General features: G+C 64.9%; 15 protein-coding genes, 1 tRNA gene and 1 pseudogene. 8 read left to right on the top strand and 9 right to left on the bottom strand.

What is annotated here, in order from left to right; translation table 11 throughout:
• Nucleotides 1-311: pseudogene (locus tag EXE45_RS13425) on the bottom strand (molecular chaperone DnaJ); the annotation flags it as partial.
• A 112-nt stretch (nucleotides 312-423) separates the two neighbouring features.
• On the opposite strand from EXE45_RS13425, the gene mutS reads away from it, so the two are divergent.
• The 3 genes from mutS (at nucleotide 424) to EXE45_RS13440 (ending at nucleotide 5793) form a co-directional block, all read left to right on the top strand.
• On the top strand, nucleotides 424-3363 hold the full coding sequence (gene mutS / locus EXE45_RS13430) for a DNA mismatch repair protein MutS (RefSeq protein ID WP_137694627.1): 2940 nt from the start codon (nucleotides 424-426) through the stop codon (nucleotides 3361-3363).
• A complete protein-coding gene (gene mutL / locus EXE45_RS13435; RefSeq protein WP_137694628.1) occupies nucleotides 3353-5170 on the top strand; it encodes a DNA mismatch repair endonuclease MutL in 1818 nt (605 codons plus the stop codon). The genes mutS and mutL overlap by 11 nt, the downstream gene beginning before the upstream one ends.
• Nucleotides 5171-5274: 104 nt before the next feature.
• Nucleotides 5275-5793, top strand: a complete 519-nt coding sequence (locus tag EXE45_RS13440) for a hypothetical protein (protein ID WP_092920164.1) — start codon at nucleotides 5275-5277, stop codon at nucleotides 5791-5793.
• Between the two features lie 21 nt (nucleotides 5794-5814).
• On the opposite strand, the gene EXE45_RS13445 is transcribed toward EXE45_RS13440, so the two are convergent.
• Both EXE45_RS13445 and EXE45_RS13450 read right to left on the bottom strand, forming a co-directional pair.
• Nucleotides 5815-7047: a mechanosensitive ion channel family protein gene (locus EXE45_RS13445; protein ID WP_174548984.1), complete on the bottom strand. Its 1233-nt coding sequence runs from the start codon at nucleotides 7045-7047 to the stop codon at nucleotides 5815-5817.
• Between the two features lie 109 nt (nucleotides 7048-7156).
• Entirely contained in the window at nucleotides 7157-8515 is a 1359-nt protein-coding gene (locus EXE45_RS13450) for a hypothetical protein (RefSeq protein WP_137694629.1), read from the bottom strand.
• A gap of 202 nt (nucleotides 8516-8717) precedes the next feature.
• Between EXE45_RS13450 and EXE45_RS13455 the strand changes: the two genes are divergently transcribed.
• Nucleotides 8718-8871, top strand: a tRNA-Met gene (locus tag EXE45_RS13455).
• Between the two features lie 283 nt (nucleotides 8872-9154).
• Here the strand turns inward: EXE45_RS13455 and EXE45_RS13460 are convergent.
• From EXE45_RS13460 to EXE45_RS13470, 3 genes are all read right to left on the bottom strand, one after another.
• Complete coding sequence (locus tag EXE45_RS13460) at nucleotides 9155-10831, bottom strand: transposase (protein ID WP_369333758.1); 1677 nt, start codon at nucleotides 10829-10831, stop codon at nucleotides 9155-9157.
• Between the two features lie 131 nt (nucleotides 10832-10962).
• A complete protein-coding gene (locus EXE45_RS13465) occupies nucleotides 10963-11673 on the bottom strand; it encodes a hypothetical protein (RefSeq protein WP_137694631.1) in 711 nt (236 codons plus the stop codon).
• A gap of 168 nt (nucleotides 11674-11841) precedes the next feature.
• Nucleotides 11842-12504 (bottom strand): hypothetical protein, encoded by a 663-nt coding sequence (locus EXE45_RS13470; RefSeq protein WP_137694632.1) that lies wholly within the window; start codon nucleotides 12502-12504, stop codon nucleotides 11842-11844.
• 306 nt (nucleotides 12505-12810) lie between these two features.
• Between EXE45_RS13470 and EXE45_RS13475 the strand changes: the two genes are divergently transcribed.
• The 4 genes from EXE45_RS13475 to EXE45_RS13490 are packed head-to-tail and all read left to right on the top strand — an operon-like array spanning nucleotide 12811 to nucleotide 14834.
• On the top strand, nucleotides 12811-13146 hold the full coding sequence (locus tag EXE45_RS13475) for a hypothetical protein (protein ID WP_137694633.1): 336 nt from the start codon (nucleotides 12811-12813) through the stop codon (nucleotides 13144-13146).
• Between the two features lie 5 nt (nucleotides 13147-13151).
• Entirely contained in the window at nucleotides 13152-14021 is an 870-nt protein-coding gene (locus tag EXE45_RS13480) for an FAD:protein FMN transferase (protein ID WP_092920169.1), read from the top strand.
• 22 nt (nucleotides 14022-14043) lie between these two features.
• The gene (locus tag EXE45_RS13485; RefSeq protein WP_241989489.1) at nucleotides 14044-14292 is read left to right on the top strand and encodes a hypothetical protein; all 249 of its coding nucleotides are present in this window, start codon (nucleotides 14044-14046) and stop codon (nucleotides 14290-14292) included.
• A complete protein-coding gene (locus EXE45_RS13490) occupies nucleotides 14292-14834 on the top strand; it encodes a hypothetical protein (RefSeq protein WP_092920171.1) in 543 nt (180 codons plus the stop codon). The genes EXE45_RS13485 and EXE45_RS13490 overlap by 1 nt, the downstream gene beginning before the upstream one ends.
• Here the strand turns inward: EXE45_RS13490 and EXE45_RS13495 are convergent.
• The 3 genes from EXE45_RS13495 to EXE45_RS13505 all read right to left on the bottom strand — a co-directional run bounded on the left by EXE45_RS13495 (nucleotide 14831) and on the right by EXE45_RS13505 (nucleotide 17658).
• Nucleotides 14831-15352, bottom strand: a complete 522-nt coding sequence (locus tag EXE45_RS13495; protein WP_137694634.1) for a metalloregulator ArsR/SmtB family transcription factor — start codon at nucleotides 15350-15352, stop codon at nucleotides 14831-14833. The genes EXE45_RS13490 and EXE45_RS13495 overlap by 4 nt on opposite strands.
• Nucleotides 15353-15355: 3 nt before the next feature.
• Nucleotides 15356-15532 carry a hypothetical protein gene (locus tag EXE45_RS21355; RefSeq protein WP_241988353.1) on the bottom strand — a complete coding sequence of 59 codons (177 nt, stop codon included), beginning with the start codon at nucleotides 15530-15532 and terminating at the stop codon, nucleotides 15356-15358.
• Nucleotides 15533-15981: 449 nt separating this feature from the next.
• Nucleotides 15982-17658 carry a transposase gene (locus tag EXE45_RS13505; protein ID WP_137694635.1) on the bottom strand — a complete coding sequence of 559 codons (1677 nt, stop codon included), beginning with the start codon at nucleotides 17656-17658 and terminating at the stop codon, nucleotides 15982-15984.

Raw genomic sequence — 17658 nt, forward strand, 5'->3', positions numbered from 1 at the left:
GCTGAGAGGCGTCGCCCGCTCGCGCTCCGACCGCCGTCGCCGGCGGCGCGGTACGCGCGTTCCCGGTTGGCCTCGGTGCGGGCGCGCTGTCTGGCGCGCTCGCGCTCCGTCGGCCCCGCCTGCTCGGCCGACCGTCGCGCCCGGTCGTGGAGGCGCCCGCTGGCGTGGTACCAGAGGAAGTAGGAGACGGCGCCAAACGGCACCGCGAGCGCCAACGCGATCGGGTGGAGGACGATCCCGCCGATCACGAGGAGCGCCGTCATGCCGACGAACGTCCCGGCGAGCCCCACGACGATCGTTCGGTTCGTCACGGCCGTACTCGGGGGCGAAGGACCGTAAGGCTCTCGACGCCCCCACGAGCTCGTTCTGCTCTCCGCCGACGCCTCCGCACCGTTTATGCCCGCGGCCGCCCGGGTACGGGGTATGGAACCGGCGGACCGAGAGACGGTGACCGGGCTGCCGCCCGGGATCGCGACCGTCCGCGAGGAGCTCACGCCGATGCTCTCGCAGTACGCCGACCTCTGTGCCGCCCACGAGGACGCCTTGGTGCTGTTCCAGGTCGGCGACTTCTACGAGGCGTTCTGCGAGGCGGCCGAGACCGTGGCCCGCGTCTGCGAGGTGACGCTGACGGAGCGGTCCGACTCGACCGGCGACTACCCGATGGCCGGGATCCCCATCGACAACGCGGCCCCCTACCTCGAATCGCTGCTCGACGCGGGCTACCGCGTCGCGCTCGGCGACCAGGTCGAGGACGCCGAGCAGGCATCCGGCCTCGTCGACCGCGCCGTCACCGAGGTGATCACGCCGGGCACCGTCGTCGAGGACGACCTCCTCGAACCGGGGACGACGAACTACGTGGCGGCGGTCGCGGCCGACCGGGGCGTTGAGGAGTCCGATCCCGCGACCAACGTCGGCCTCGCCGCCGTCGACGTCTCGACCGGCGAATGTCTCGTCACGTCGGGCGACGCGGACGCGGTCGCGGGCGAGCTCGACCGGATCGCGCCGGCGGAGCTCATCGCCGGCCCGGACGCTCCCGCGTTCGAACCGAGCGACGCGGAGCGCGGCTGGACGACCCACGACTACGACGCGGGCGCCTTCGACCGCCGGACGGCGGCCGAGCGGTTGGAGCCGTACCTCCCGGCACCGGACCGGCGGTTCGACGCCGACGCGGAGCTGCGGGCGGCCGGTGCCGTGCTCGCGTACGCCGAGTACACGCAGGGCGACGACGGGCCGCTCCCCTACGTGACCCGGATCCGACGGTACGACCCCCGCGACCGGCTCCGGCTCGACGCGGCGGCCCAGCGCAGCCTGGAGCTCTTCGAGAACCGCGGGCTGGGCGCGAGCGACACGCTGTTCGACGCGCTCGACGAGACGAACTGCGCGCTCGGCCGCCGCTGCTTGGAGCGCTGGCTCCGCCGTCCGCTCGTCGACGCCGACGCGATCCGGAGCCGCCACGACGCGGTCGGCGAGCTCGCGGACCGGAGCCTCGCCCGCGAGGGAGTCGCCGACGCGCTCGCGACCGCCTACGACCTCGAACGGCTGGTGAGCCGCGTCTCGCGGGGACGGGCGGACGCCCGGGACCTCCGCTCGCTCCACCGGACGCTCGCCGTCGTGCCAGAGCTGAAGGCGACGCTCGCGGAGACGGAAGGGGTGGACGGCGACGGAGCCGACGCGACGGACGCCGCCGATGAGGGCGACCCCGCGCTCCCTCGAACCGATCACCTCCGCGACCTCCGCGACCGGCTCGACGAGCTGACCGAGGTCCGCGAGCTGATCGACGGCGCGATCGCGACCGACCCGCCCCAGGAGATCACCGAGGGCGGCGTGATCCGCGAGGGGTTCGACGGCGATCTCGACGACCTGCGCGCCACCGAGCGCGACGGCCGCGAGTGGGTCGCGGAGTTGGAGGCGAGCGAGCGCGAGCGCACCGGGATCGACTCGCTGTCGGTCGGTCACAACCAGGTCCACGGCTACTACATCGAGGTGACCGACGCGAACCTCGACCGCGTCCCCGACGACTACCGACGCCGGCAGACGCTGAAGCACAGCGAGCGCTACGTCACCCCGGAGCTGAAGGAGCGCGAGGAGGAGATCGTCGGCGCCGCCGAGCGCGCGGACGCCCTGGAGTACGAGCTGTTCGTCGACGTCCGCGACCGCGTCGCGGCCGAGACCGAGCGGATCCAGGACCTCGCCGACGCGCTGGCCGAGCTCGACGCGCTGACCTCGCTCGCCGCGGTCGCCGTCGAGCGCGACTACGTCCGGCCCGAACTGCGCGAGGGCTCGGACGCGGCCGTCGGTGACGCCCCCGACGCCGCCAGCGACCCCGCCGCAGGCGTCGAGATCGAGGGCGGCAGGCACCCGGTCGTCGAGCGCACCGAGGACTCCTTCGTCCCGAACGACGCCGACCTCCCGCGCGGCTCGGTCGCCGTGATCACGGGGCCGAACATGAGCGGGAAGTCGACGTACATGCGGTCGGTCGCCCTCATCGTCGTGCTCGCGCAGACGGGCTCGTTCGTCCCCGCGCAGGCCGCCTCGCTCCCCGTCTTCGACCGGCTGTTCACCCGGGTCGGCGCCTCCGACGACATCGCCGGCGGGCAGTCGACGTTCATGCGCGAGATGAGCGAGCTGACGGAGATCCTCCACGACGCCGACGCGGACTCGCTCGTCCTCCTCGACGAGGTCGGGAGGGGGACCGCCACCACCGACGGGCGCGCCATCGCCCGCGCCGCCGCCGAGTTCCTCCACGACGAGCTCGGGGCGACCGCCCTCTTCGCGACCCACTACCACGGGCTCACGGACCTGGCCGACGAGCGCGAGCGCGTCTTCAACCTCCACTTCACCGCGACGCGCGAGGACGGCGACGTGACCTTCCTCCACCGGGTCGTCCCCGGCGCCTCCTCGTCGTCGTACGGCGTCGAGGTCGCGGAGCTCGCCGGCGTTCCCGGTCCCGTGGTCGACCGCGCTCGCGACCTCGTCGCCGCGGAGGAGGCGGAGCGGGGTCGCGAGGCGGAGCGGATCGAAGACGCGGACACGCCCGGCGACGCGGGCGCGACGGGCGACGCGGACGCGACCGGCGAGGGGGATCCGGACGACGATCCCCCCGACGCCGACGCGTCGTTGCGCGAGTTCCTCGCGGAGGAGACGCCGGAGGGGCCGGAAGCGGACGGAACCGAACCGGTCGACCCCTCGGCGGCCCGAGAGTCTCGCGTCGGTTCGACGAACGACGCGGACGAGGGAGCCGCGGCCGACGCGCCCTCCGGCCTCGCCGCGGAGCTTCGCGACCTCGACCTCGCGCGGATGACGCCGATCGAGGCGCTGAACGCGCTCCACGACCTCCAGTCGAGGGTCGACGATGACTGGTGAGCGGAACCGCGGTCGCGGCGCGTCCGGCGCCGAGGACGCCGCCGAAGCCCAGGGCGACTCGGCCGAGGACGAGGGACGCGTTCGCCGGCTCGATCGGGAGACGGTCGACCGGATCGCGGCCGGCGAAGTCGTTACTCGGCCGGCCCGGGTCGTCGGGGAACTGGTCGAGAACGCGCTCGACGCGGGCGCCTCCCGGGTCGAGGTCGCCGTCGACGGCGACGGCACCGACCGGATCCGGGTCGCTGACGACGGGCGAGGGATGAGCCGCGCGGACGCGGCCCGCGCCGTCGAGCGCCACGCGACGAGCAAGCTGGCGCCCGACGGCGACCCCGTCGGGGTCGACTCGCTCGGCTTCCGCGGCGAGGCGCTCGCCGCCGTCGCCGAGGCGGCCCGGCTCGAACTCGTGACCAGCCCGGGCGACGGCGTCGGCACGCGGGTCGTCGTCGACGGGACCGCGGCGGTCGGGAGTCGCTCCGAGGGGTCGGACGGCGAGCGGGACGTCACCGTCGAGCCCGCGGGTCGCGCTCGCGGGACGACGGTCGTCGTCGAGGACCTGTTCGCGACCAGGCCGGCCCGCCGTGAGTCGCTCGCGGGCGCGAGCGCGGAGTTCGCCCGGGTCTCCTCGCTCGTCGCCGACTACGCGCTGGCGAACCCCTCGGTCGCGTTCGCGCTCGACCACGACGGGTCGACCACGCTGTCGACGCCCGGAACCGACCGCACGGACGCCCTCCTCGGCGTGTACGACCGCGACACCGCGAGCCGGTCGACGACGGTCGACGCGAGCGTCGACGCCGAACCGGAGTCGGCCAGCGTGGACCCGAACGCGGTCAACGTGGGCGTCTCGGGGATACTGGCGTATCCGTCGATCACTCGGGCCACCCGCGATCACGTCCGCGTCTCCGTGAACGGTCGGCCGGTCCGGAACGGCCGGCTCGCGGCCGCGGTCCGCGAGGGGTACGGTCGCCTCCTCGCCGACGGCCGGGAGCCGGTGGCGGCGGTCGACGTGTCGCTGTCGCCCGACCGCGTCGACCCGAACGTCCACCCCGCCAAGCGTGAGGTGGGCCTCCGCGGCGCGGACGCGGTCGCCGAGGCGGTCGCGTCGGTCGTCACGGACGCGCTCACCGGCGCGGACCTCCGGCGCTCGGCGGACGTCGCCACCGACCTCGAATCCGCCCTTGGCCCGGTCGGCGCCGACGACGGCTCGCGGACCGGCGCGTTCGCGGACGCCGAGCCGGTCGGCGTCTTCCGCGACCTCTACGTCCTCGTCGAGGCCGGCGACGAACTCCTCGTGATCGACGGGCACGCCGCCCACGAGCGCGTGAACTACGAGCGGCTCGCCCGGGCGTTCGACGGCGAGGCGGTGCCGACCGCGCCGCTCGACCCGCCCGCGACCGTCTCGCTGTCGGCCGACGAGGCCGCGGCCGCGAGGGCGCACGCCGAGGACCTCGCCGCGCTCGGCTTCGAGACCGAGGCGTTCGGCGGCGGCACGCGTCGGCTTCGGACCGTCCCCGCGCCGTTCGGTCGGACCGCGGACGCCGACGCCTTCCGCGACGCGCTCGCGGCCCTTTCGGGGTCGGACGGTGACCGCGGCGCGCCGCGGGACGCGCGCGACGACCTGCTCGCGGAGCTCGCGTGTCACCCGTCGCTGAAGCGCGGCGACTTCTCCGAACTCGACGACGGCGACCGGCGAGACCTGCTCGACCGCCTCGGCGAGTGCGACCGGCCCTTCGCCTGCCCGCACGGTCGGCCGACCGTTCTCTCCGTCGACGAGGCGACGTTCGCGGCCGGGTTCGGTCGGGACCGGTGAGTCGCGGGTCGGGACCGGCGAGCCGGGTACCGGTGCGCTCCACGTCGAGACGGGTACGGGCCCCGACCGGTACCTATTAACACGACGCGGCCGCGGGTTCTCACATGGGAGAGCGGACCGACGTGACGCGGGGGTCGCTGCCGCGAGAGCGGTCGGCCGGCCGGTTCTCCGGCCCCGACGGCCTCCGCGACGTCGTCGAGCGGATCCTCGCGTGGCTTCGGGAGCGCCGCGGATCCGGCCTGGAACGCGTCTCGACGGCGACGACGATGCGGAACGTCGTCGACACGGACGCGCTCGCCGAGGAGACGCCGGCGAAGTGGAGCGTCCGCCACGACGTGGTCACCTACGGCGCGGACTCGCTCACGGACGTGCTCGTCTTCCGGCACGACCCCAGCAGACAGGACCTCGTGGTGATGCCGGAGCGGAACACCGAGCCGGAGGGGGAGATCAGCTTCTATCACGCCGACCGCACGAAGGGCGCGCGCCACCTGTTGTCCATCGGCGCGGACTCGCTCACGGCCGCCCTGAGCTACGTGTTAGAGCGAATCGAGCGGTTCGAGCGACTGTTCACCGGCCGCGGGACGGAGCTTCCGAGCGGCTACACCGGCCCGTCGGACCGCTGAGCGAGGCGGAGCGCCGGAGCTTCAGGCGGGGCGGTCCCGCGACCGCTCCTCGTCGTCCCCGTCGGTCCGCTCGACGCGCTCGACCGTCTCCTCGGCTTGCGCCGTCTCCGGCGGGTACGAGACGGTCCGCTGCGGGTAGGGGATCGAGATGCCGGCGTCGGCGAAGCGGTCCTGAATCCGCTCGACCACGGTCGCCTTCGAGCGCCACCGGGCCTGCGGTGTCGGCGGATCGATCCAGAAGCGGAGGTCGAGCAGGATCGCGGAGTCCCCGAACCCGGAGGGGATCGCGTACGGCTGGGGGTTGTTCGCGATCACGTTGATCCCGTTGAGGACCTCCTCAGCGATCTCGGCCGCCTCGTCGGGGTCGTCGTCGTATCCGATCCCGACCTCCATGTGGATCCGGAGGCGCCCCTCGCGGCTCCGGTTCGTGATCGCCTGGTTGGCGACGAGGTCGTTGGGCACCACGACGTACTCCCCGTCGAAGTTGCGCATGTGGGTGTTCATGATCGTGATGTCTGTGACGAACCCCTCCTCGCTGCCGATCTCCACCCAGTCGCCGATCTCGAACGGGCGGGCGAACATCAGCACGAAGCCGGCGATGAGCGACCCCAGCGTCTGCCGGGCCGCCATCCCGAGCACGATCCCGAGGAAGCCGGCGCCGACGAGGAGGCCGCCGAGGTTCACGCCCCAGATCCCGAGGACCGTGATGGCGGCGAGCACGAGCAGCCCGACCTGCGCGAGCCGGGTGAGGAGCTGTTCCTGGTGGGCCGTGATCCGGTCGCTGTCCGCCGACAGCTCCGTGACGTACGTCTCCACCACGTCGCTGACGACGTAGGCGCCGCCGAGCAGCACCGCCGAGACGACGACCTGCGCACCGACCCTGACGGCGTTCTCCGCGACGGGCAGCACCGCGACCACGACGTCGAACCGCCCCCACAGCGTCAGCACGGCGACGCCGGCGAGCACGAACAGCCCGAGCTGGAGGCCGCCGACCGCCAGCCTGAGGAGGAACGACGACGGGACGCCGTCGCGGAGCGTCTCGATCGCGCCTTCCGTCGACGCCCCGGCGCGGTCGTCGAGGACCCGCTCGATCCAGCCCGAAGCGACCCGCTGACCCGCACGGACGGCCCTGGGAAGCAACAGCCAGCCGATCGCGAGCGTCGCGAGGACGATACCGGCGGTGACCGCCAGCCGTCCCTCCGTGCTCGCGACGTCTCGTAACACCGCACCGATTCGGGTTCCCACTCCGGCCATTACGTCCGGGGATTCGCCGCCGGCCGGATAACGGATCCGACGCGAGTCTCACCCGAGAGAATCGGGTCGGCCGGTTCGTGGAAACGAGCCGCCGCGAGGCGCGGGTCCGTCACCGCCCGCGCCGGAGCTCTTCGATCAGCTGTTCGATGAGCGCCGACTGCCGGTCTAAGCGCTCGGACTGCGTCTCGACGGTGCGCCGCAACGCGGCGACCTCGTTCGCGAGGTCCGCGTCTTCGACCCCGGCGCTCTCGAACGGTGACCCGTCGAACGCGTCGTCGTCCGGACCGGCGGCGTCCGTCTCGACGCCGGGGGCGACGGAGTCGGCGTCGGCGGCGTCGGAGACGGGGTCTCCGGTCGTCGAACCGGCGACCGTCGAGTCCGCCGCGACCGTCTCACCGTCGGCCGAGGACGCGGGTTCGCCCCCCGCCTCTCGTTCGCTCCCGTCGTCGACGGACGCGGCCCCGGTCGGCTCCGAGCCGAGGGAATCCGTCGCGGTCGCGTCGTCGAGCGGGTCTGCCCCCGTCGCGTCGTCCACGGACGCGTCCGCGGCGAGCGGGTCTCCGTCCAGCGGGTCGTCGTCCTCGTCGGCCGAACCGTCGGAATCGGCCGAATTCAATCCTGGGGCGGCCGATTCCGAGGTGTTATCGCCTTCGACGGGCGGGTCCGACCCGCCACCGAGGTCGGCGGCACCGGCCGACTCGTTCGGTCCGGTTCCGATCCCGTCGGCGTCGGCCTCCGCGTCGGCGGCCGGGGACGCCGAGAGCGGGTCGGGCCCCTCGCCGAAGTCGGTCGCGCCGCTCGCCTCCGCGTCCGGGGCCGACTCGTCGGCCTCGGCGGCGGCGACGCGGAACTCCTCTACGCTGTCGACCTCGTGGAACGAACACACCGCGTCGGCGAGCGTCTCCCGGACCGCGCGGGCGGACTCGTTGGGGGCCTTGAACCGCTCCGAACGGCCGTCGTGGACGAGGACGATCGCGGTGGCGACCGTCCCCTCCTCGAAGTCGAGCCCGGTGAGGTCCGCGTAGTGGAACTCCTCGAACTCGGGGTCCCAGACGGCCGAGCCGACGTGTTTGACCAGCCGCTCGCTGGTGACGATCAGGGTGAGCTCCGAGAAGCGGAAGGTGCGCACGACCGTCTCGCCGGGGCCCGTGACGCCGCTCGCCGAGAGGACGCCGGCGAGGATCGGGTGGAGGACGTCGTCGACGCGCTTGGCGGGGACCGAGAGCGTCTCGTCGCCGTCGAGGCCGTACCCGAGGGTGATCTTCGCCTTGCGGCGGCCCGTCGAGACCTCGATGCGCTCGACGTCGTGGCCGTACTCGTCGACGGACTCGTCGGACAGGAGCCCGTCTCCGCGGAAGACCAGGGTCCGGGTGGGCGTGACCGCGAGTCGATCGTCGCCGCCCAGCGGCACCTCGGCGACGACGTCCTCGTCGCCGACGGTCGCCGCGAGCAGTTCGGGGAGGCTCATACGCCGGGGATACGCCGCGCCCGGCATAAATCCGCTGGGTCGACCGCGAGCGCGGGGCCGTCGGGTTCGCCCCGCTCGGAAACGGGGGCGCCTTCGGTCCGATTCACCGCCGGAAGCGGCCGCCCGCGGCGATCTGCGATCGGTTCACAACCCTCCGACGGATGGGAAGGTTAAAGAGTCTCATCGCGGTACGAACTGGTGAGGCCGGGTGGCTTAGCTGGACATAGCGCCGCACTCATAGGGTTCGGAGATTCGGTGCGGTGACGCCTTGGAAGCGTCCGCGTCCTTCCCGTGGCTCCGCCGAGCCTCGGACCTGGGACATGCGGAGATCGTGGGTTCGGAGCCCACCCCGGCCATACAATCTATTCTATTCAGTTACTGACAAATATCTGATTAATTGGGGTCTGATCTCAAATGACTCCACAGAAACCTCGTTAATAGTGAGAAGTGAAGTTGAGACTACAGTGGGTTTAGCGGGGCTGTGATGCGTGGTTTCGGGCGAATTTTCGAGGCGAAGCTGCTTCGGATCTACTCTCGATAGTCTTCTGGTGGCGTACTACCAACTAAACCGGTGAATTTCCAAGATCTCCGACAGTGTTGCCACTCAGGAATCCGGACTACCCCGGACAGAGTATCTCTCTATCCGATTCCAGTTTCCTTCTTCAGCAGCGTCAGCGTATTGTCGGCTGTTACGATCGGCGAATGTTCATACTCACCCGTCAGCTCGACTTGGACGAGCAAATCGACCGCTCGCCAAATCGAGTACAAGAGACACGCGAATTCGAAGTAGAAGAATCGGAGCCCGAAATTCTTCGACGTCGTCGCCGCCATGAACCGCTTTATCGATCGATAGCCACTCTCGATTTCCCACCGGTAGCCGTACTCCGTGAGGTGTCCGCTCCCCCGGTTCGTCATGAACACCGAGTACTGCCGATGATCGTCGTGCTCGGAGTCCTCTTTCCGGCGGTAGATCAGCGTCGTCTCGTGCCACTCATTCTTTCCGAGATGGAGCTTCCGGTCGGTCTCGTAGCGGTCTTGGTCGCGCTGGAGCAATCGCTTGGCCTGGGCTTTCTCGCTGGTCTGCATTCGCTTCGGCACGACGTATGAAAGCCCGCGCTGGCTGATCATCTCCAGGATGTGCTGGCTGTCGAACTCCCGATCCATCAGCACGTTATCGACGTGTACCAACTCTTCAGCCGAATCCAGCAAGTCCTCGACGATTTCCAGTCGTGTCTCCCCCTTTCGGACGGGGCGGGCATCGAGGACCAGCGGGACGGCGTTGCCGACTAACTGGACGGACGCCCACTGGTAAGCATACTCGTCGGTCTTCTCCTTCGTCCCGATGATCTCGTCCTCGTGGCCCGTGCGGTTACCTGTGAACGGGTCAGCTTCGGTAATGTCGATCGCGACGATTCCGGCTCGAAAGAACTGCTCTGTCTCGGCAACTTCGTTCAGGAGCCGAGTGATGGCCTGCCGGTACATCGCTCGAACCTGTTCAATCGAGAGGTTCCGAATCTGCTCCCGATGGGCGTGCCCCAGCGGCGTCCGATCCCGAGTCGATTCGTAGACGAAACTGCGAGCCCCTTCGTTCGCAGCCAGCCGCTCACGAAGACCCAGATACGTTTGTAAGTCCCAGTACGCGTTCTCATGGATTTCACAGCCATCACCACGGTCCAACGAGAATGACGGGAAGACGACTCGGCTGACGTGATCGCTGATCTTCGCTGCTTCTTCCAAAATAGTCTGGTCGTCAAGATCGGTCTCCATAGACTCTTCGTTGTGGTACTGGAGCTTCCGTTCCGGGTCACGAGGAACCGCAACACCGGCATTCTGGGCGTTGATGAGGGTCGTCCGAGCCGTTCTCTCGACAGTCTCACGGAGCTTGGCACTGAAGCGCTCATTCCAACTGCGCCAGAGAGTCGACTGGTCGGGAACGGAATCGAACCCAAGCGATCGACGGGTTTCAGAGTGCTGACGGAGATACTCGACGAGCGCGGTTTCGTGATCCCAGCCGTACACTTCTTTCAGCAGGAACGCTCTGAAGAGCTGTGGCATCTCATATCGGGTCGGACCGGAGTACTGGTCGTGGGGACTGAACTCCACGTAGGACAGTAGATACTGACAGACCAACCCCTCGACCGAGTTGTGAGCGCTGTGTTCGAACCAGATTCCAGAGACAGTCCGGAAATCCTCAATGAGCGCAGTCAGTGAACTTTGGTCGTACAGTGGCGTCGCGTCGTAGGCCGGCCAATCGACGTGTGGGCGTTGAGCGATTCGTCGAAAGACATCACGGCGGGAAGTGTCACTCGGGACCACTAGAACTCCATGCCCCTGACTCGTGTACGGACTCATCTCCATCGAAAGATGTGCGGTACTGTCCGAAACGGGCCAATTCCAACTTTGCTGCCAGTCCTCTACTATCAGGCTGAGTCGAGACCACGGGAAGGTCAGTCACCGATTGCGGTGATAATGTGGAGGACGAGGATGATGGCAGTGACAACAGTCAGCAAGACGTGTATTCGTCGCCATCGTGAAAAGAGAGTCTCTTTTGTGACAGTCAGCACACGGCCAACGACTGACGGTGTCTCATCTCCTCGTCCAAGCCGGACGACGTGTCGATGTAGATATCGACCATACAGGCCACTCGCCACCTCTACACCGAGCAAGACAGCAACTGCGAGACCGAGGCCTTCCCACTCTTCGACAGCAATGAAGTGTGGCAGCGTTAGTGCCGTCCCGATGAGAACGACCCACTGGTGTGTTTGTAACTGATACCGACGGTACTGCACCGGCAGCAATCGCTTTCGCTTTACAAGACTGTACCCGAGGACACCGAAGACGAGAAGGACAACGCCAGCTTCAACCACACCAATGTACGGAGCCTCATTCACTTCGCCACCAAGGCCCCACCAATCTCCAATCAGACTCGCGCCTGTCTCATCTTCGTCCGAATCCTCTACATCTTCACCTTCCTCTTCCTCACCCTCCAATTCATCCACGTCCGCAACAGGAGGGAGTGACTGTTCTGTTGCGTCAAGATTTTTCACGACTATATGATCACCATCTACTGGTGATGCCCCCGCTTGAACAGTGCCGACTCCACTAACGACCAGAATGAGCACAACGGCGAGACCGACTTGCGATAATCGATTATACATATCTAGCTGTGGGTACGGTATCAAAAAGTGTGTTCGCGTCCAGTCATCGAATCGTATGCGTCCACACAGTATTCTGGCATAATACGAAGGGCTCAACGCAGGTGCCCGGGACTACTGTGCCTGCAGACGGTTACTTTACAATAGCGGATAGGTTTGATCCGCGATCAGCTAATCTTCGTCATCATCGTCGGACTGGTCGTCAGAGTCATCATCGTCGGACTGGTCGTCAGAGTCATCATCGTCGGACTGGTCGTCGGAGTCAGAGTCTGAATCAGGGTTGCCAGCGTCATCCTCATCAGAGTTTTCGTCACCTTCGTTCTCGTTTGAGCTGTCGTCAGAAACCGTATCCTCTGAATCCGAATTGTCGTCGGTGTCGGTCTCGTTGAGGTCGTCAGTGTCTGTCTCGTTGATGTCGTCAGTATCTGTCTCGTTGAGGTCGTCAGTGTCTGTCTCGTTGATGTCGTCAGTGTCTGTCTCGTTGATGTCGTCAGTGTCTGTCTCGTTGATGTCGTCAGTGTCTGTCTCGTTGATGTCGTCAGTGTCTGTCTCGTTGATGTCGTCGATATCGATGGTCTCACTCGGGGTGTCGGCAGTCAAGCTATCGGATGCACTATCATCGGAAAAGAGTGCTCCGAGCGAATCAAATAGCGATAGTCCGCTAAGTGACTCTATCCCTATCTCACTCGTCCCCGTAGCAGTACTGTTCGTTTCTTGATCAGCATCTGCTGTTTGGTTCGCGGGCGCGGCGGTGGCGGAACCAGTTGCTGCTGCACCTGCACTCAATATTAGCAAGGCAACGAGCGCGATACTGGTTATCTTGTTCCTTGGCATTACAATCCCACATAGGTACAGTTTACAAAATAGCATTCGCGTCCATCTATCGAATCGTCGTACAACCATCGAATCGTCTGCGTGCACAGGGTCAGACAGACACTGATCGCACCAGATGCCTGGTAACCGAATCACATGCGTGCTCAGAACCCATTTCATGTCCTGAACAGATTCGATAGCTGTACGAACATTCGATGGTTGGACGCGAACGCCTTACTACGGCTGTCTCAACCCTCTATTTGCAATGACAGAACGCAACGACCGACACGTCGAAGATAGTGGTTCTGAACCGAGGGGTAGCTAATTATGCGCGTTCCCGTCCCGAAAAACAAACTCGTCGCCTTCACGCTCGTCGGTGCGCTCCTCACAGCTGGTGTCGCCGGGGCCCTCGCGCTGCCCGGTGGCGGCCTCGCGCAAGTTGGCGAGCAAACTGACTCATCCGGTTCAACGGCATCGGATGTAGTACAACAGGCCGCTTCGGATGCGCCGACGCCGAATCAGGAGTTCACCCCAGCAGTCCAGACACAGTCCGGATACGAGGACAAAGAACACGAGGAGTACGAAGAAGACGACGAAGATGAAGACGACGAGGAAGAATACGAAGAGGAACACGAGGACGAAGAACACGAAGAGGATGAGTGACCGAGATGATGGGATCGCTCGCATCGGTCTACGAACGGTTCGGGGACACCCAACGCGAGTTCGAGTGTTGTGACACAACGTTTCGGATTCAGGCGACGGGCGTTTGGGCCGAGGCTGGGGCTACTGTGGCCCGAAAAACGGCTAAATCACTCGAAGCCCAGCTGAACGCCTTCGATGCGGCGAGTGCCGTCAGCCGGCTCAACCGTGAAGGAGAAGTCAGGAACGAACACGTTGCCCAAATCGTTCGCCGTGGAATCGAATACAACGACCGGACCGACGGGGTGTTCGATATTCATCAGGGCCGCGTCGAACACACCCTCAAAACATTCCTGCGCGGTGACAGTGAAACACTACCAACAGAGTTTGATACTGGAACTGTCCAAGCCAGCGGCTCTCACATCACGACCGACGTCGAACTCGACCTGAATGGCCTCGCCAAAGGGTACATCGTTGATCGGGCCAGCGAGGCACTCGGCGGCGTCGGCCGACGTGGGTTCGTCAGTGGTGGCGGTGACATGTCCCCACCGACGGGACCGGTCGCCATCGAGAGCCCGTACGGTGACGACACACCGCTGAAGGTCCTCGACACGGACTGGTATGTCGCAACATCGGGCGGATACCGACGGTCACGAAACGGCACTGACCACGTCTACGATCCGACCACCGAATCGCTCGGCTCTCGCCATGAATCGGTCACCGTCGTGGCACGCCGAGACTGTATGGAAGCCGACGCCCTGGCGACGACCCTCGCGGCACTCCCGCTTGCCAAGGCACGCGAATTAGCATCGGACTGGGAGGGTCTAGAGGCGCTCATCATCCACGATGGCGTCTTCCATACGACAGATGGCTTTGAGACACATGTTTTGGACACATAAGCAACGAATCACCGTCGTGGCGATGGTCGTCTTAGTGGTGGCTGTCCCTGCTCTTTGGCAGATCGGAGACGTGCGTGCCGCCCAAGCGACCGAACAAAAACAAAGCGACCTCGTCGACCAGACCGTTTCAACGCGACAGGCCCCAGCCGATTACGATGATGATGATATCAACGACTCCGCGGATACGTGTCCGACACGACCGGAAACGAAAAACGGGTTCCAGGACGCGGACGGCTGTCCCGATATCGTCGAAACGACGGGGGCATCGTGATGTCACAGCTCGTCTGGCTCCTCGACCGAGGTGCCGCACTTGTCACGTATCCGGCATTGTATCTGGCAGTTCTCACGGGCATCCTCTACAACACGGAATCGTTTGGAATGCTCCACGAGGCCGCTCAACGAATCCATATTGAACTATCCGTGTTCGCGATGATCGTCACGTTGCTACACGCGGGACTCGGTGTCCTTGATGCGTGGTTCGTTATCACCGGACAGGTTCCAGCGCCGGCATACTCGATGCCGTACTTTCTCGGCGGCGTCGCCGTCGGTGCGGGGGCACTGCTCATGCTTGTCGTCGCGGTGCTTGGCTTTATTGACGCAAGACGCTTCCAGCGCCCCTGGGGCCCACGCGTCGTCCACTCATTCGCGTATGCTGGGTTCGCCTTCGGGACAATCCATGCTGCAGCGATCGGGACTGATCTGACGGGACTTATTCGTCCCCTGCTGGGACCCTCAGTGGCGTTTCTCGTGTACGTGCTCCTGTTGCGTCTGTTGGTGCTTCGAGGGCTCCCGTCGAACGCGGCGGCGAGCTAGTAGCTGTCCCAGAGGCCCAGGATACGGTCGACGACTTTGTCAGTGAACGAGCGCCGGTGAACCGTGTAGAGGTATTTTACCCGATCAGGATCGCTGACTTCGTAGACGACACTCCGGCCGTCACGCTCTTTGGTGACGAGGTCGGCCTCGGCGAGTTTCGAAAGATGCCACGAGGCGGTCGATTGTGCCTTGTCGAGGCGGTCGCTGAGTTCGGTTGTCGAGAGCGGGCCGTCTGTGAGAAGATGTGCGAGGATGCGGCGACTGTATTCCCGGCGCAGCGCGTTCATCACTGTTCGATCGGCTTCGTCGAACTCGGCAGCCGGATAGTACCGTGTGTACTTGCCGTCATCCGAGACGTCGATCAGGTCCCCACCGGCGAGCCACCTGAGCTGGTACTGGAGTGTCCCTTGTGCGTACTCAAGATCGTCGAGGAGCGCGCGAAAGTGAATTCCGGGCGTATCGGCTATCCGCTGGTAGATTTCCCGCCGAGAGGCCAATTCGAGATCCGGGTCCGACATTGCTTAGTCCCGCGTCAAAGCGACGAAAAACGCCAGGAGGCCACCGAGGATCAGGATTGCACTCCCGTGTTCGAGCAATTCCAGCGTCGCGTACGGGAAGTACGGGAGCAGCGGGTACTCAAGGAACACGATGAACCCATAGACGGCGAACATCGCGTACCCGAGCGTAACGATCCACATACGACGATCACGTTCCCGCCGCCATGCGAGGAAGCTGAGTACACTCAGGCCTGCAGCGAGGACGAAGATACCCAGACTGACGTATTGTTCGAGGAGTTGAGCGAGTGGCATACGTTCTATCTGTACACACAGCCGGTGCGACGTGCTCGGCAATCGATACAATTCAATCGAAGGGGGTAGCGGGGAAAACGATTGGCGTTCAACCGTCGAATCCAATCTTATGCATTGAGACGACCAGTCTCAACTACCCCTTGGATCGTGAAGTTGAGACTACAGTGGGTTTAGCGGGCCTGTGATGTGCGAATTTGAACGATTCGGTCAGCGGAAACTGCTCCAGATCACTCTCCAAGCGGACATTATTGTCACACTTCCAATCGTAAGGGCGAATTTTCGAGACATCCAATAGTGTAGCCACTCAAACGGCGCGCTAACCCAGACAGGGTGTCTCTCTACCCGATTCCCGTTTCCTTCTTCAGCAACGTCAGCGTGTTGTCGGCTGTTACGATCGGCGAATGTTCGTACTCACCAGTCAACTCAACCTGCACGAGCAGATCGACAGCCCGCCAGATCGAATACAACAGGCAGGCGAACGCGAAGTAGAAGAATCGCAGCCCGAAATCCTTCGACGTCGTCGCCGCCATGAACCGTTTGATCGACCTGTACCCACTCTCGATTTCCCACCTGTAGCCGTACTCCGTAAGGTGTCCGCTCCCCTGATTCGTCATGAACCCCGAATACTGCCGGTGATCGTCGTACTCGGAGTCCTCTTTCCGGCGGTAGATCAGCGTCGTCTCGTGCCACTCATTCTTTCCGAGATGGAGCTTCCGGTCGGTCTCGTAGCGGTCTTGGTCGCGCTGGAGCAATCGCTTGGCCTGGGCTTTCTCGCTGGTCTGCATTCGCTTCGGCACGACGTATGAAAGCCCACGTTGGCTGAGCATCTCCAGGACGTGCTGGCTATCGAACTCTCGGTCCATCAGCACGTTATCGACGTGAACCATCTCCTCGGCAGAATCCAAGAGGCCCTCAACAATTTCTAAGCGGGGCTCACCCTTCCGAACTGGCTGCGCGTCTAGAACGATCGGAACGGCATTCCCGACTAACTGGACTGTCGCCCACTGGTAGGCGTATTCGTCGTTCTTTTCCTTCGTTCCGATGATCTCATCCTCGTAGCCAGTTCTATCGCCTGTGAAGGGGTCAGCTTCGGTAATGTCAATCGCGACGATCCCCGCTCGAAAGAACTGCTCTGTCTCCGCAACTTCGTTCAGGAGCCGAGTGATGGCCTGCCGGTACATCTCTCGCACTTGGTCAACCGAGAGGTCGCGGATGTGCTCGCGATGGGCGTGGCCCAGCGGTGTCCGATCCCGAGTCGATTCGTAGACAAAACTGCGAGCCCCTTCGTTCGCAGCCAGCCGCTCGCGAAGTCCGAGATACGTCTGTAAGTCCCAGTAGGCGTTCTCGTGTATCTCACAGCCCTCGCCACGTTCCAGCGAAAACGCCGGGAACACGATGCGGCTGACGTGTCCGGTGATCTTCTCTGCCTGCTCCAACGTAGTTTGATCATTCGGGTCTGACTCACCAGACTCGTTCCCGTGGTATCGGAGCTTTCGTGCCGGCTCACGCGGAACCGCGACACCTGCATTCTGTGCTTTGATGAGAATCGTTCGAGCCGCTGTCTCGACAGTCTCTCGGAGGTCAGGGGTGAACCGCTCGTGCCAGCTTCGCCACAGTGTCGATTGGTACGGGATCGTCTCGAACCCCAGTTTATCGCGGAGTTCAGGGCGGTTCCTGAGGTAGCCAACGAGTGCGGTTTCGTGCTCCCACCCGTGGCATTCTTGCAGAACGAACACCCGGAAGAGAGTGGCCATCTGGTAGCGTGTCGACCCCGCATACTGATCATGGGCGCTAAATCGAAAGTAGGCTAGCGGGAGTGTACAGACGAACTCCTCGATAGAGTCGTGACTATCGTGATCGAACCACGTCTCCGAGACTGTCCGGATATCTGATTCCAGTCCAGCGAGCGACGTTCGATCGTACAGTGGTGTCGAATTGTACGCCGGCCACTCACTATATTGTCGTTGGGCGATCCGTCGAAACACAGTCCGACAGGACTGACTGGTGTAGGGCAT

The organism is Halorubrum sp. SP9 (assembly GCF_005435015.1).
Taxonomy (GTDB): domain Archaea; phylum Halobacteriota; class Halobacteria; order Halobacteriales; family Haloferacaceae; genus Halorubrum; species Halorubrum sodomense.

What these genes read in the sequence shown, in the direction of transcription:
- EXE45_RS13440 (WP_092920164.1), top strand. Translation starts at nt 5,275, where the DNA reads ATGGGAGAGCGGACCGACGTGACGCGGGGGTCGCTGCCGCGAGAGCGG.
- EXE45_RS13475 (WP_137694633.1), top strand. Translation starts at nt 12,811, where the DNA reads ATGCGCGTTCCCGTCCCGAAAAACAAACTCGTCGCCTTCACGCTCGTC.
- EXE45_RS13450 (WP_137694629.1), bottom strand. Translation starts at nt 8,515, where the DNA reads ATGAGCCTCCCCGAACTGCTCGCGGCGACCGTCGGCGACGAGGACGTC.
- EXE45_RS13485 (WP_241989489.1), top strand. Translation starts at nt 14,044, where the DNA reads ATGGTCGTCTTAGTGGTGGCTGTCCCTGCTCTTTGGCAGATCGGAGAC.
- EXE45_RS13495 (WP_137694634.1), bottom strand. Translation starts at nt 15,352, where the DNA reads ATGTCGGACCCGGATCTCGAATTGGCCTCTCGGCGGGAAATCTACCAG.
- EXE45_RS21355 (WP_241988353.1), bottom strand. Translation starts at nt 15,532, where the DNA reads ATGTGGATCGTTACGCTCGGGTACGCGATGTTCGCCGTCTATGGGTTC.
- EXE45_RS13490 (WP_092920171.1), top strand. Translation starts at nt 14,292, where the DNA reads ATGTCACAGCTCGTCTGGCTCCTCGACCGAGGTGCCGCACTTGTCACG.
- EXE45_RS13505 (WP_137694635.1), bottom strand. Translation starts at nt 17,658, where the DNA reads ATGCCCTACACCAGTCAGTCCTGTCGGACTGTGTTTCGACGGATCGCC.
- mutL (WP_137694628.1), top strand. Translation starts at nt 3,353, where the DNA reads ATGACTGGTGAGCGGAACCGCGGTCGCGGCGCGTCCGGCGCCGAGGAC.
- mutS (WP_137694627.1), top strand. Translation starts at nt 424, where the DNA reads ATGGAACCGGCGGACCGAGAGACGGTGACCGGGCTGCCGCCCGGGATC.
- EXE45_RS13480 (WP_092920169.1), top strand. Translation starts at nt 13,152, where the DNA reads ATGATGGGATCGCTCGCATCGGTCTACGAACGGTTCGGGGACACCCAA.
- EXE45_RS13445 (WP_174548984.1), bottom strand. Translation starts at nt 7,047, where the DNA reads ATGGCCGGAGTGGGAACCCGAATCGGTGCGGTGTTACGAGACGTCGCG.
- EXE45_RS13470 (WP_137694632.1), bottom strand. Translation starts at nt 12,504, where the DNA reads ATGCCAAGGAACAAGATAACCAGTATCGCGCTCGTTGCCTTGCTAATA.
- EXE45_RS13465 (WP_137694631.1), bottom strand. Translation starts at nt 11,673, where the DNA reads ATGTATAATCGATTATCGCAAGTCGGTCTCGCCGTTGTGCTCATTCTG.